Genomic DNA, 12113 nt, shown 5'->3' with positions numbered 1-12113 from the left:
CAAGCCCTTGCGCAGATTCTTTACATCTTGGGCATGCCGCCGCCGGGCAACATACCGCCCATGCCGCGCATCATTTTGGCCATTCCGCCCTTGGCGGAGAATTTCTTCATCATCTTCTGCATCTGCTTGTGCTGCTTGATCAAGCGACCGATGTCCTGCACCTGGGTGCCGGAACCCATGGCGATCCGGCGCTTGCGCGAACCGCTGATCAGCTCAGGGTCGCGGCGCTCGGCCGGGGTCATGGAATTGATGATGGCTTCCATCTGCTTGAATTGCTTCTCTGCCGCGCCCTGGGCATTGCCCATCTGCGCCAGGTTCACACCGCCGATGTTCGGCAGCTTGTCCATGAGGCCGCCGAGGCCGCCCATGTTCTTCATCTGTTGCAACTGATCGCGGAAGTCTTCGAGATCGAAGCCCTTGCCCTTCTTCAGCTTCTTGGCCAGCTTGTCGGCCTTGTCCTTGTCGAGGGTCTGTTCGGCCTGCTCGATCAGGCTGAGCACGTCGCCCATGCCAAGGATGCGTGAAGCAATACGCTCGGGGTGGAACGGCTCGAGCGCTTCGCTCTTCTCGCCCATACCGATGAACTTGATCGGCTTGCCGGTGATGGCGCGGACCGACAGTGCGGCACCGCCACGGGCGTCGCCGTCAACCTTGGTCAGGATAACGCCGGTCAGCGGCAATGCGTCGCCGAAGGCCTTGGCCGTATTGGCGGCGTCCTGGCCGGTCATGGCATCGACCACGAACAGGGTTTCAACCGGATTGATCGCGGCGTGCAGCGCCTTGATCTCGCCCATCATCTCTTCGTCGATGTGCAGGCGACCGGCGGTATCGACAATGACCACATCAATGAACTTGAGCTTTGCTTCTTTAATAGCGGCTTGCGCGATCTCGACCGGCTTCTGGCTCAGGTCGGACGGGAAGAAGGTCACGCCCACTTCGCCGGCAAGCATTTCCAGCTGCTTGATCGCTGCCGGACGGTAAACGTCCGCAGACACGACCATCACCGACTTCTTCTTGCGCTCTTTAAGGAAGCGCGCAAGTTTACCGGCGGTAGTGGTTTTACCCGCACCCTGCAAACCGGCCATCAACACAACAGCAGGCGGCACGGCGCTCAGGTTCAAGTCTTCGTTGGCCGCGCCCATCAGGCTTTCGAGTTCGGCCTGGACGATCTTCACGAACGCCTGGCCCGGGGTCAGGCTGCGTGACACCTCGGTGCCGACGGCACGTTCCTTGACCGAATTGACGAAGTCCTTGACCACCGGCAAGGCCACGTCGGCCTCGAGCAGCGCCATGCGCACTTCACGCAGGGTGTCCTTGATGTTGTCTTCGGTCAGCTTGGCCTTGCCGGTAACATGGCGCAGCGTCTGCGAGAGACGGTCGGTTAAGTTTTCAAACATTGCGCGATCCTTTCAGGCCCTGTGTAGACCGGGATAATGGCGGCCCAGACCGGAATAAACATGTGCTCGGCGAGCCTGCGGCGTGGGCAGGTCGCGGATTATAGCGAAGACTGCGTCTGGCGGACACCTCGCACTTTCGTGTGATGAGGGTTCTATGCCAAACTCAGCGCCTTTCGGGCTTGCCTAACAGGATTTATGCTCCCCTTGTCACCCAGCTTGCTAACTACCCTCGCCGCCGCCTGCCTCTATGCCGCTGCGACCATCTATCAGGGCACTCGCCTGGCGTCCGGCGCCAAGGCGAACAAACGCCTGCTGGTCACGCTCGGTGTTCTGGCCGTACTGGCCCACAGCGCCAGCCTGCTGACCCACCTGTTGACGCCGATCGGCCTGGGCCTGGATTTCTTCAGCGCCGCCAGCCTGATTGCTGCAGCGGTCATTGCCCTGACCCTGCTGGCCTGCTCGCGCATCCCGGTGGAGAACCTGCTGATCCTGCTGTTCCCGCTGGGCGCCGCCACGGTGCTGCTCGCGCAATTCGCCCCCGCCGGCACCGTGCAGATCATCGACGAAGCGCCGGGTATCCTGGCGCATATCCTGTTGTCGATCCTGGCGTACGGAATGTTCACCATCGCGGTGTTCCAGGCGTTGCTGCTGCTGGTCCAGGACCATCAGCTCAAGCACAAGCACCCCTCCGGCCTGATCAAGAACTTCCCGCCGCTGCAAACCATGGAAAGCCTGCTGTTCGGCTTCCTCTGGGCCGGCTGGACGCTGCTGTCGCTGTCGCTGATTTCCGGCTGGCTGTTCGTCGAGAACCTGTTTGCCCAGCACCTGGTGCACAAGACCCTGCTGGCCTGCCTGGCCTGGATCGTGTTCAGCGTGCTGCTGTGGGGCCGCAATCGCCTCGGCTGGCGCGGACACAAGGCCATCCGCTGGACCCTGGCCGGCTTCTGCCTGCTGATGCTGGCCTACTTCGGCAGCAAGCTGGTTCGTGAATACATTCTGCACATCTGACGGGCGGCAATAATGGACGACTTGCCCATAGGGCCGATGCTCGCAGTGATCGCCCTGCTGATTTTGTGGTCGGGGCTGTTCACCGCCATTGAAGTCGCGCAGCAGCACCTGCTGGCCCAGCGCACCGCTTCGCGCTCGAGCGACAAGCCCGTGGCAAGGCTGAGCTTCGCACTCAACAGCCTGATCCTTTGTAATACCCTGTGCCGCGCGCTGGTGATGGTGATCAGCACCCTGCTGGCGATCTTCACCTGGGCCGAGAATGGCCCTTGGGCAGCGTGCCTCGGCGCGGGCGCGATCCTGCTGGTGTTCGCCGAATACCTGCCGCGCACCCTCGCCGTGCGTTATCCAGATGCCGTCCTGAGCCTGGGCAACACCTTGCTCGGCGCGCCGTTGAAAATCGTCTACCCAGTCGCCTGGCTGCTCAATGGCCTCAGCCAATTGCTGATGCGCCCGTTCGCCCGCAAAATCAAAGTGGTTCAGCAGAGCGAAGACGAAGCCACCTCGGATCGGCACGAAGACCAGGAACACGCATCCTGCCGCCCGCACGTGCTGGCGGGCATCCATGCGCTGGATAACATCACGGTCAACGACATCCTGGTGCCACGCAGCGATGTCGACGGGATCAACCTCGACGACGATCTCCAGGAGATCATCGAGCAGCTGCGCAACAACCGGCGCACACGCCTGCCGGTGTTCCACAGCGATATCAACCAGGTTGAAGCGGTGCTCAATACCCGGCAGATCCGCCATCTGCTGGCCGATGCCAGCCTGACGATCGAAGCGCTGCTGGCGGCCTGTCACGAGCCCTATTTCGTGCCGGAGAGCACGCCGCTGCAGCTGCAACTGCTGAACTTCCACAAGCAACAGCGACGCTTGGGCATGGTGGTGGACGAATACGGCGAAGTGCTCGGCATCGTCACCCTGGAAGACATCCTCGAAGAAATCGTTGGCGAGTTTGAAAGCCAGCACAGCCTGGACAACCCCCACGTTCATCCACAGCCTGATGGCCGACTGATGATCGAAGGCGCCGCGTCGATTCGTGAGCTGAACAAGAGCCTGGGCTGGCACCTGCCCAGCGACGGGCCGAAGACGCTCAACGGCTTGGTAACCGAAGCCCTGGAGACCATTCCGGAGAGCTCGGTATGCCTGAAGATCGGCCGTTATCGGCTGGAGATTCTCGAGACCGAGGATAACCGCGTGACCCAGGTGCTGGTCTGGCACACCAGCTCGGTGCCTGCGGTCGTGCCCGTGCGCTAGATAACCAAAAAGATCGTCCGAAGGCTCGGGCCGCGATCGGACGATCTTTTTGCCTCTTGTTGAATCGTTAGCCACCTTCCTATAATCGAGCCGCTTACCCAAGCGCCGCCCCACCCCAGTGCTACCCGCACTCCGCGTTAAACCCACATCCCTGGGTGTTCAACCATAATAATTCGCTCCACTGGGGCACATGACTGTCAGGGATAAACGCATGACAACCAGCACGACTTACAGCGAAACCACGCCAGCACAACCCACCAACTCCGCCACCCGGGTGGCCACGGCGAGCTTTATCGGCACCGCCATCGAGTTCTACGACTTCTATGTCTATGCCACCGCTGCGGCGCTGGTGATCGGTCCGGTATTTTTCCCCCAGACCTCCGGCACTGCGCAAATGCTGTCGGCCTTCCTGACCTTCGGCATCGCCTTCCTGGCGAGGCCCCTGGGTTCAGCGCTGTTCGGCCATTTCGGCGACCGCATCGGGCGCAAATCGACCCTGGTGGCCTCGCTATTGCTGATGGGCGTGTGCACCACGCTGATCGGCGTACTCCCGGGCTACGCCAGCATCGGCGCCTGGGCGCCCATCCTGCTCTGCGTCCTGCGCTTCGGCCAGGGCCTGGGGCTTGGCGGCGAATGGGGCGGCGCAGCACTGCTGGCGACGGAAAATGCGCCCAAAGGCAAACGAGCCTGGTTCGGCATGTTTCCCCAACTGGGGCCTTCGATCGGCTTTCTTGCTGCCAACGGCCTGTTCCTGACCCTGGCGATGACCCTGAGCGACGAGCAGTTCCGCTCGTGGGGCTGGCGGATTCCCTTCCTGCTGAGTGCGGCACTGGTCATGGTGGGCCTGTATGTACGCCTCAAACTCCACGAAACCCCGGTGTTTGCCAATGCCATGGCGCGCCAGGAACGGGTGAAAATCCCCCTGGTGGAGCTGTTCAGCCAGTACTGGGCGCCGATGTTGCTGGGTGCCGGTTCGATGGTGGTCTGCTACGCGCTGTTCTACATCTCGACCGTGTTTTCGCTGAGCTATGGCGTATCGACACTGGGCTACACCCGCGAAACCTTCCTGGCCCTGCTGTGCTTCGCCGTACTGTTCATGGCAGCCGCGACGCCGCTCTCTGCCTTGGCCAGCGACCGCTACGGGCGTAGACCGGTGTTGATTGTCGGCGGCGTGCTGGCGATTTTGTCGGGGTTTCTGATGGAACCGCTGCTGACCCAGGGTTCGACCTGGGGCGTTGCGCTGTTCCTGTGCATCGAGCTGTTTCTGATGGGCGTGACGTTTGCGCCGATGGGGGCGCTGTTGCCCGAGCTGTTTCCGACCCATGTGCGCTACACCGGCGCGTCGGCGGCCTACAACCTGGGCGGCATCGTAGGAGCCTCGGCAGCGCCGTTCTTCGCGCAGAAGCTGGTGGCGATGGGCGGGCTGAGTTATGTCGGGGGGTATGTGTCGGGGGCGGCGGTGTTAAGCCTGATTGCGGTGCTGTGCTTGAAGGAAACGCGCGATAACGATTTGAATCGGGTGGCCTGATAGACCGCCATCGCGAGCAAGCTCGCTCCCACAGGATTTCGGGTTGTCCACAAATTGTGTGTACGACCCCAATCCCATGTAGGAGCGGGCTTGCCCGCGAATGCCGCGCCTCGGTTTAGAGGTCTACTACGACGGCCTGGGAAGCACGGGTAGCCTTCGCCCGAGCCGCTTCAATCGACTCATCCCGCGCCAGCGCCACGCCCATGCGGCGCTGGCCGTTGACCTCAGGCTTGCCGAACAACCGCAACGCCGTATCCGGCTCGCTCAGCGCAGCGCCAAGATTGGCGAACGCCGTCTGGGTCGACTGCCCTTCCACCAGGATCACCGCCGAAGCCGAAGGCCCGAACTGACGGATCAACGGGATCGGCAGGCCAAGAATGGCCCGGGCGTGCAGCGCGAACTGCGACAGGTCCTGCGAAATCAGAGTCACAAGGCCCGTGTCGTGTGGACGCGGCGACACTTCGCTGAACCACACCTGGTCGCCCTTGATGAACAACTCGACGCCAAACAGGCCGCGGCCACCCAAGGCTTCGGTCACGGCTTTGGCGACACGCTCGGACTCCGCCAACGCGATCGGGCTCATGACCTGTGGCTGCCAGGACTCCTGGTAATCGCCCTTCTCCTGGCGATGCCCCACCGGAGCACAGAACGTGGTGCCGCCGATGTGGCGCACGGTGAGCAAGGTGATTTCGTAGTCGAAATCGATGAAGCCCTCGACGATCACTCGCCCCTTGCCGGCACGGCCGCCTTCTTGCGCGTAGTCCCACGCGGTCTTCACGTCATCGACGCTGCGCAGCAGGCTTTGGCCCTTGCCTGACGAGCTCATCACTGGCTTGACCACACACGGGAAGCCGAGGTCTTCGACCGCCTTGCTGTAATCCTCGAAAGTGTCGGCGAAGTGGTACGGCGAAGTGGGCAGGTCCAGCTCTTCAGCTGCCAGGCGGCGAATGCCTTCGCGGTTCATGGTCAGCTGCGCGGCACGCGCGGTAGGGATCACGGTGAAACCTTCGGCTTCCAGTTCGACCAGGGTGGCAGTCGCGATGGCTTCGATTTCCGGCACGATGAAGTGCGGTTTTTCTGCTTCGATGACCGCACGCAGGGCGGCACCGTCGAGCATGTTGATCACGTGGCTGCGATGCGCCACTTGCATGGCCGGTGCGTTGGCATAACGGTCCACGGCGATCACTTCAACGCCCAGGCGTTGCAGCTCGATCACCACTTCCTTGCCCAACTCGCCACAGCCACACAGCAATACGCGGGTCGCGGTCGGCGACAATGGAGTTCCGATACGGGTCATCTCAAGTCCTCAAAGAAGCGGATCATCGAGGGAGGCAGCGCCTGGCGCGCTTCCCATGGGGAGAAAGCGCGGCATTTTACATGAACCTGCGGTTTTGGCTTCAGCTGGCGACAGCCTGTTTGCGCAGGCGCCAGGCCATGATCAACCAGACGGCCGTCACGCCCGCGAACTTCGAGGCCATAGCGGTGAGGATCACGGCTGGGGTGAACGCGTCGATCATGCCAAAGAAGATGAACGTATCAAGGGGGATGCTCAGCGCCGAACTTATCCACAGGCGATCGTGCAGCGGGCGCCTGGTGATGCTGAACACCAGCCAGTCAATGCACTCGGAGACCGCGAACGCCGTGGCACTGGCGAGAGCGATGGATGGATCGGAGGTGACATAGGACAACACCAGCGCGGCCAGCATGGCGATGATTGCGCCGTGCCCAAAGCGCGTTTGCACCATGTCGCGCAGCACGAATACCAGGCCACCCCAGGCCGACCAGATGATGTCCAGGTGCGGGGCGGTGGAAAAGGCGTAATTGATCAGCACGACGCTGCTGATGTAGGCGATCAAAAAAAGCATGGGACGAAAAGACACCTGTAGGAGCGAGCTTGCTCGCGAAGGACGTTAACGATTACGCGTAAAATCAGGTACCCCGCAGCGCCCTCAGGTTTTCGCGAGCAAGCTCGCTCCTACAAAGGGCGCGATGAATGTCCGGAGTTACTTGCCAAGCATCCACACCAGCCCGCTGGACTTCGCCCTTTCATGGCAAAGCCCCAAAACCTTGCGCCGCTCGTCATTATCCATCCGGCTCCAGCGCGTGATCTCCTCGACCGTGCGCTGGCAACCGGTGCAGAGGTCATCGTCATCCAGCGCACAGACATTCACGCACGGTGAGCGAACCGGTGGTTCTGCAGTGGTCATTCTTCCTGCTCAGCCAGGTCGCGGGCATAGCGCTGGGCGTTGTGCACGTAGTGCGCAGCGCTGGCCTCGAGCATTTTCTTTTGCTGTTCGGTCAACTCGCGCACCACTTTTCCCGGCGAGCCCATCACCAGGGAGCCATCGGGAATTTCCTTGCCCTCGCCGATCAGCGAATTGGCACCGATGATGCAGTTTTTACCGATTTTCGCGCCGTTGAGAATCACCGCATTAATGCCGATCAAACTGTAATCCCCGACCGTGCAGCCATGCAGCATGGCATTGTGGCCAATAGTCACGCCGGTACCGATGGTCAACGGGTAGCCCATGTCGGTGTGCATCACCGTACCGTCCTGGACGTTGCTGTTCTTGCCGATCAGGATCAATTCATTGTCGCCACGCAGCACCGCGTTGAACCAGACGTTGGCGCCCTCTTCCAGTTTGACTTTGCCCACCAGCACGGCGTTGGGGGCTACCCAGCTCTGCGGGTGGGTTTCGACTCGGGCGTCGCCCAGGCGGTATTTCATCTTGTTGTCCTCAGGGCCAGGCCGGCTCGGGTATTGCCATACGAATGATGGCTTCAGGTATTGATAAAGCTTTTGGGCGGCTGGTGCAGGCTGATTTTCGCGTCATACAGCAGGTTGATCAACTCGACGATCATGATCGCCGTCAGGCCCCAGATCTTGTACTCGCCGTAACGATAGCTCGGCACATACCAGCTGCGGCCCTGATAATCGATGCGGTGGGTGTGTTCGCGCGGATCCTCGCGAAAAAACTCCAGCGGTACACTGAACACTGCCGCGATCTCGGCATCGTTGGCCCGATACTCGACAAAATCCGGTATCACCCCGACATAAGGCGTGACCTTGATGCCATGCAGCGAGATCAGCGGGCTCAGAGGCCCGATCACCTCGACCAGCCCGGGCGGCAGGCCAATCTCTTCATCGGCTTCGCGCAGGGCGGTGAAAATCAGGTCCGGGTCTTCAGGGTCGCGGCGGCCTCCGGGAAACGCCACTTCGCCGCCATGGGTCGAGAGCCCGCTGGCGCGCAGGGTCAGAACCAGTTCCGGTTCGTCACTGCGGGTGATGGGCACCAATACGGCGGCCTCGGGAAAACGTTTGTCGGTTTCCAGGGTTCGCGGCGTGTGGTTGCTTACCCGATGCAGTAGCTCGTCCAGCATGAGTGATCTCGATCTGTGCCTTACCCTGCATCATGCACCAATCACACCGACCGCCCAAGCCCCGAACGGCCGTCTGTCGCGAAACGACAACTTGCCGACCGACACCGCCGCACGCCAAGATAGGCACAGCATTCAGGAACCCAAGCATGAAATTTTGCAGCCAGTGCGGCAACCCGGTGACACAACGCATTCCCGAGGGCGATTCGCGCCTGCGGTTTGTCTGTGACAGCTGTCACACCATCCACTACCAGAACCCCAACATCGTCGCCGGCTGCGTGGCCACCTGGGGCTGGAAGGTATTGTTGTGCCGACGGGCCATCGAGCCGCGACTGGGCTACTGGACCCTGCCCGCCGGGTTCATGGAGAACGGCGAGACCATCGAACAGGCCGCCATTCGCGAAACCGCCGAAGAAGCCTGTGCCAGGGTCCGCGACCTCTGCATCTATACACTGATCGACGTGCCGCACATCAGCCAGGTGCATGTGTTCTACCGCGCCGAACTGGTGGACCTGGATTTCGCAGCAGGCATAGAAAGCCTCGAAGTCCAGCTTTTTGAAGAAGCGGACATCCCTTGGTCCGACCTGGCTTTCCGCACGGTGGGGCGTACTTTAGAATACTTCTTCGCTGACCGGCGGTCGGAGGTCTACCCCGTGCGGTCGGAATCGATTCCGCCGTTGGCCCAGCCGGTTATTGTTTGATTCGGAATGTAAAATTTTTTGCAAAAGCAAAAGATCGTCCGCCTGCGGCTCAAGCCTGAGGCAACACCTACAATTAGATAGTCGCAACACCTCTTAGGGATATCGTTTTAATGCGCTGGTTGCTTGCCCTGTTCTGCCTGTCGTTCATTGCCGTGTCCCAGGCTTCCACCGTGGTGACCCTGGATGGCAAACCGATCGAAAAAGTGTTGGTGCTTAAATCCGCTCATCAATTGCAATTGATTGCCGACGGCCAGGCGCTGCGAACCTACCGCATTTCCCTGGGCAAGCAACCGAAGGGCGCCAAGCTGATGGAAGGCGACAAGCGCACCCCGGAAGGCTTCTACTGGGTGGACTGGCGCAAGGTCAGCGACCGCTTTAACCTGGCCATGCACATCTCCTACCCGAATGCGGCCGACTCTGCGCGCTCGCTGCGCGAAGGCGTACCACCGGGGGGCATGATCATGATCCACGGCACGCCCGATTCCTACGACTACCCGGAGAACCTGTTTCATACCCTGGACTGGACCGACGGCTGCATCGCCATGCGCAATATGGACATGCGAGAAGTGTGGGGCCTGGTGCCGGATGGAACGATGATCGAGATTCGTCCGTAACGGCCCATTGCAACCCGGACCTGGAGACTGCAAAGCACGCCAGTTCGATTGCGCGGTGTTTAAACCGCCAGCAATCATTAGGACAATCAGGGCTGATCCAAGCAATTAAATCTCGCTAGAGGCTTGCCCAAGAGTATTTCTCTCAATTTTTTTCGACCGCTTGCCAACCTTCACCTTCGCGGTTAGGGTTGAAGGCATGAAAACCTCTCACACCCTCATTCAGCTTCGCCAGCACCGCAGTCTGTGCCTTGTCAGTGCACGACTGCCGGGCTGAACCGCGGTGCCTCGTCCTACGCTTCATCCCCAGAACTTTTGATCCACCGGCAGGCCGCCTTTTTTCGGCCCCTACAACAAGGATTTCCCGATGAGCATGCTCAAAGACCCGTCTTCGAAGTACCGCGCGTTTCCGACCATCGACATCCCGGACCGCACCTGGCCGTCGAAGACCATCACCGCGGCGCCGATCTGGTGCAGCTCGGACCTGCGCGACGGTAACCAGTCGCTGATCGAGCCTATGGACGCGGTTAAAAAGCTGCGCTTCTGGAAAACCCTGGTGCAGGTCGGCGTGAAAGAAATCGAAGCCTCCTTCCCGGCCGCTTCGCAAACCGACTTCGACTTCGTGCGCACCTTGATCGAAGGCAACCACATCCCGGACGACACCACCATCCAGGTGTTGACCCAGGGCCGTGAAGACCTGATCGAGCGCACCTTCGAATCTTTGCGCGGGGCGAAAAAAGCCATCGTTCACCTGTACAACGCGACTTCGCCGTCTTTCCGTCGCATCGTGTTCAACCAGGACAAGGACGGCATCAAGGAAATCGCCGTCAGCGCGGCCAAGCTGTTCGTTAAATACGCCGCCCAGCAGCCGGACACCGAATGGACCTTCGAATACTCGCCGGAAACCTTCAGCGCCACTGAGCTGGAATTCGCCAAGGAAGTCTGTGACGCCGTGATCGAGGTCTGGAACCCGACGCCCGAGCACAAGATGATCCTCAACTTGCCGGCCACCGTCGAATGCGCCACCCCGAACATCTATGCCGACCAGATCGAATGGTTCGGCCGTCACATCAACCGTCGTGACAGCGTGATCATCAGCCTGCACACCCACAACGACCGCGGCACCGGCGTTGCCGCTACCGAACTGGGCCTGATGGCCGGCGCGGATCGCGTCGAAGGCTGCCTGTTCGGCAATGGCGAGCGCACCGGTAACGTCGACCTCGTGACCGTGGCACTGAACCTCTACACCCAGGGCATACACCCTGAGCTCGACTTCTCGGACATCGACGGCGTGCGCAAGGTCGTCGAGGAATGCAACCAGATCCAGGTGCACCCGCGTCACCCGTACGTCGGCGATCTGGTCCACACCGCGTTCTCCGGCTCGCACCAGGACGCTATCCGCAAGGGCTTTGCCCAGCAGAAACAAGGTACCTTGTGGGAAGTACCGTACTTGCCGATCGATCCGGCCGACATTGGTCGCAGCTATGAGGCGGTGATCCGCGTCAACAGCCAGTCGGGCAAAGGCGGTATCGCCTACCTGCTGGAACAGGAATACGACATCAGCTTGCCGCGTCGCATGCAGATCGAGTTCAGCCAGGTTGTCCAGGCCGAAACCGACCGCGTTGGCCTGGAGATGACCGCACCACAGATCTACGCCTTGCTGCAGCGTGAATACCTGCAAGCCAACACCCCTTATGCGCTGGTCAGCCATCGCCTGCAGGAAGAGAACGGCAACAGCTCGGTGGAAGTCGAAGTGTCGAGCAAAGGCCAGGGTGAAAACAACCTGCGCTGGAACGGCAAGGGCAACGGCGCCCTGGAAGCCCTGGTGGCCGGCTTGCCGATTCCGGTGGAAATCATGGACTACAACGAACACGCGATCGGCGCGGGCACCCATGCCAAGGCAGCGGCCTACATCGAACTGCGAGTCAATGGTGAGCGTGCTGTGCACGGTGTGGGTATCGACGAGAACATCACCACCGCCAGCTTCAAGGCCCTGTTCAGCGCGCTGAACCGCTCGCTGAGCCAGCCGGAAGCGAAAGCGGCGTAAGGCTTTGGCTGTAATGCAAAAGGCCCCTGGGTGAGAACCTGGGGGCCTTTTTGTTTGTGCTGTCTCGTCCTGAATAAGGTTTACACCTTCTGGCTTCTTATCAGGAAGGTGCAATGAACACGGGCGAAAAACGTAGCCAGAGAGATTACACGCTGACTTTTAAATTGTCGGTTGTCGACCAAGTCG

12 protein-coding genes are annotated in these 12113 nt (G+C 60.7%); 6 read left to right on the top strand and 6 right to left on the bottom strand.

The annotated features are described in order from the left end of the window. Positions 1-20: 20 nt before the first annotated feature. Positions 21-1397 (bottom strand): signal recognition particle protein, encoded by a 1377-nt coding sequence (gene ffh / locus IMW75_RS24140; RefSeq protein WP_007897558.1) that lies wholly within the window; start codon positions 1395-1397, stop codon positions 21-23. Positions 1398-1592: 195 nt separating this feature from the next. On the opposite strand from ffh, the gene IMW75_RS24135 reads away from it, so the two are divergent. From IMW75_RS24135 to IMW75_RS24125, 3 genes are all read left to right on the top strand, one after another. After that, the gene (locus tag IMW75_RS24135) at positions 1593-2405 is read left to right on the top strand and encodes a cytochrome C assembly family protein (protein ID WP_045059143.1); all 813 of its coding nucleotides are present in this window, start codon (positions 1593-1595) and stop codon (positions 2403-2405) included. 12 nt (positions 2406-2417) lie between these two features. Continuing rightward, positions 2418-3662 carry an HlyC/CorC family transporter gene (locus IMW75_RS24130; protein ID WP_045059144.1) on the top strand — a complete coding sequence of 415 codons (1245 nt, stop codon included), beginning with the start codon at positions 2418-2420 and terminating at the stop codon, positions 3660-3662. Positions 3663-3873: 211 nt separating this feature from the next. Beyond that, positions 3874-5190 carry an MFS transporter gene (locus tag IMW75_RS24125; RefSeq protein ID WP_205893962.1) on the top strand — a complete coding sequence of 439 codons (1317 nt, stop codon included), beginning with the start codon at positions 3874-3876 and terminating at the stop codon, positions 5188-5190. A gap of 115 nt (positions 5191-5305) precedes the next feature. Here IMW75_RS24125 and purT read toward each other — a convergent pair whose 3' ends face one another. From purT to IMW75_RS24100, 5 genes are all read right to left on the bottom strand, one after another. Continuing rightward, on the bottom strand, positions 5306-6487 hold the full coding sequence (purT, locus tag IMW75_RS24120) for a formate-dependent phosphoribosylglycinamide formyltransferase (protein WP_205893961.1): 1182 nt from the start codon (positions 6485-6487) through the stop codon (positions 5306-5308). A 100-nt stretch (positions 6488-6587) separates the two neighbouring features. Further along, positions 6588-7055, bottom strand: a complete 468-nt coding sequence (locus IMW75_RS24115; RefSeq protein WP_045057738.1) for a VUT family protein — start codon at positions 7053-7055, stop codon at positions 6588-6590. 138 nt (positions 7056-7193) lie between these two features. Continuing rightward, positions 7194-7397, bottom strand: coding sequence for a DUF1289 domain-containing protein (locus IMW75_RS24110; protein ID WP_205893960.1), 204 nt, complete (start codon positions 7395-7397; stop codon positions 7194-7196). Next, positions 7394-7918 carry a gamma carbonic anhydrase family protein gene (locus IMW75_RS24105; protein ID WP_075946640.1) on the bottom strand — a complete coding sequence of 175 codons (525 nt, stop codon included), beginning with the start codon at positions 7916-7918 and terminating at the stop codon, positions 7394-7396. The genes IMW75_RS24110 and IMW75_RS24105 overlap by 4 nt, the downstream gene beginning before the upstream one ends. A gap of 53 nt (positions 7919-7971) precedes the next feature. Further along, positions 7972-8571 (bottom strand): CoA pyrophosphatase, encoded by a 600-nt coding sequence (locus IMW75_RS24100; RefSeq protein WP_045057735.1) that lies wholly within the window; start codon positions 8569-8571, stop codon positions 7972-7974. A gap of 146 nt (positions 8572-8717) precedes the next feature. Between IMW75_RS24100 and IMW75_RS24095 the strand changes: the two genes are divergently transcribed. The 3 genes from IMW75_RS24095 (at position 8718) to leuA (ending at position 11927) form a co-directional block, all read left to right on the top strand. After that, on the top strand, positions 8718-9269 hold the full coding sequence (locus IMW75_RS24095; RefSeq protein ID WP_205893959.1) for an NUDIX hydrolase: 552 nt from the start codon (positions 8718-8720) through the stop codon (positions 9267-9269). A gap of 110 nt (positions 9270-9379) precedes the next feature. Next, positions 9380-9883, top strand: coding sequence for a L,D-transpeptidase family protein (locus tag IMW75_RS24090; protein WP_205893958.1), 504 nt, complete (start codon positions 9380-9382; stop codon positions 9881-9883). 364 nt (positions 9884-10247) lie between these two features. After that, the gene (gene leuA, locus IMW75_RS24085; protein ID WP_205893957.1) at positions 10248-11927 is read left to right on the top strand and encodes a 2-isopropylmalate synthase; all 1680 of its coding nucleotides are present in this window, start codon (positions 10248-10250) and stop codon (positions 11925-11927) included. The last annotated feature ends 186 nt before the right edge of the window (positions 11928-12113 follow it).

Origin of the sequence: Pseudomonas gregormendelii (genome assembly GCF_017114825.1) — a bacterium.
GTDB classification, from domain to species: Bacteria; Pseudomonadota; Gammaproteobacteria; order Pseudomonadales; family Pseudomonadaceae; genus Aquipseudomonas; species Aquipseudomonas gregormendelii.
The sequence above is the reverse complement of the archived record's forward strand: the minus strand, read 5'-3'. Positions and strand labels throughout refer to the sequence as shown.

Bases quoted from the DNA above. Each gene is read 5' to 3' on its own strand.
- ffh (WP_007897558.1), bottom strand. From the start codon at position 1,397: ATGTTTGAAAACTTAACCGACCGTCTCTCGCAGACGCTGCGCCATGTT.
- IMW75_RS24135 (WP_045059143.1), top strand. From the start codon at position 1,593: ATGCTCCCCTTGTCACCCAGCTTGCTAACTACCCTCGCCGCCGCCTGC.
- IMW75_RS24130 (WP_045059144.1), top strand. From the start codon at position 2,418: ATGGACGACTTGCCCATAGGGCCGATGCTCGCAGTGATCGCCCTGCTG.
- IMW75_RS24125 (WP_205893962.1), top strand. From the start codon at position 3,874: ATGACAACCAGCACGACTTACAGCGAAACCACGCCAGCACAACCCACC.
- purT (WP_205893961.1), bottom strand. From the start codon at position 6,487: ATGACCCGTATCGGAACTCCATTGTCGCCGACCGCGACCCGCGTATTG.
- IMW75_RS24115 (WP_045057738.1), bottom strand. From the start codon at position 7,055: ATGCTTTTTTTGATCGCCTACATCAGCAGCGTCGTGCTGATCAATTAC.
- IMW75_RS24110 (WP_205893960.1), bottom strand. From the start codon at position 7,397: ATGACCACTGCAGAACCACCGGTTCGCTCACCGTGCGTGAATGTCTGT.
- IMW75_RS24105 (WP_075946640.1), bottom strand. From the start codon at position 7,918: ATGAAATACCGCCTGGGCGACGCCCGAGTCGAAACCCACCCGCAGAGC.
- IMW75_RS24100 (WP_045057735.1), bottom strand. From the start codon at position 8,571: ATGCTGGACGAGCTACTGCATCGGGTAAGCAACCACACGCCGCGAACC.
- IMW75_RS24095 (WP_205893959.1), top strand. From the start codon at position 8,718: ATGAAATTTTGCAGCCAGTGCGGCAACCCGGTGACACAACGCATTCCC.
- IMW75_RS24090 (WP_205893958.1), top strand. From the start codon at position 9,380: ATGCGCTGGTTGCTTGCCCTGTTCTGCCTGTCGTTCATTGCCGTGTCC.
- leuA (WP_205893957.1), top strand. From the start codon at position 10,248: ATGAGCATGCTCAAAGACCCGTCTTCGAAGTACCGCGCGTTTCCGACC.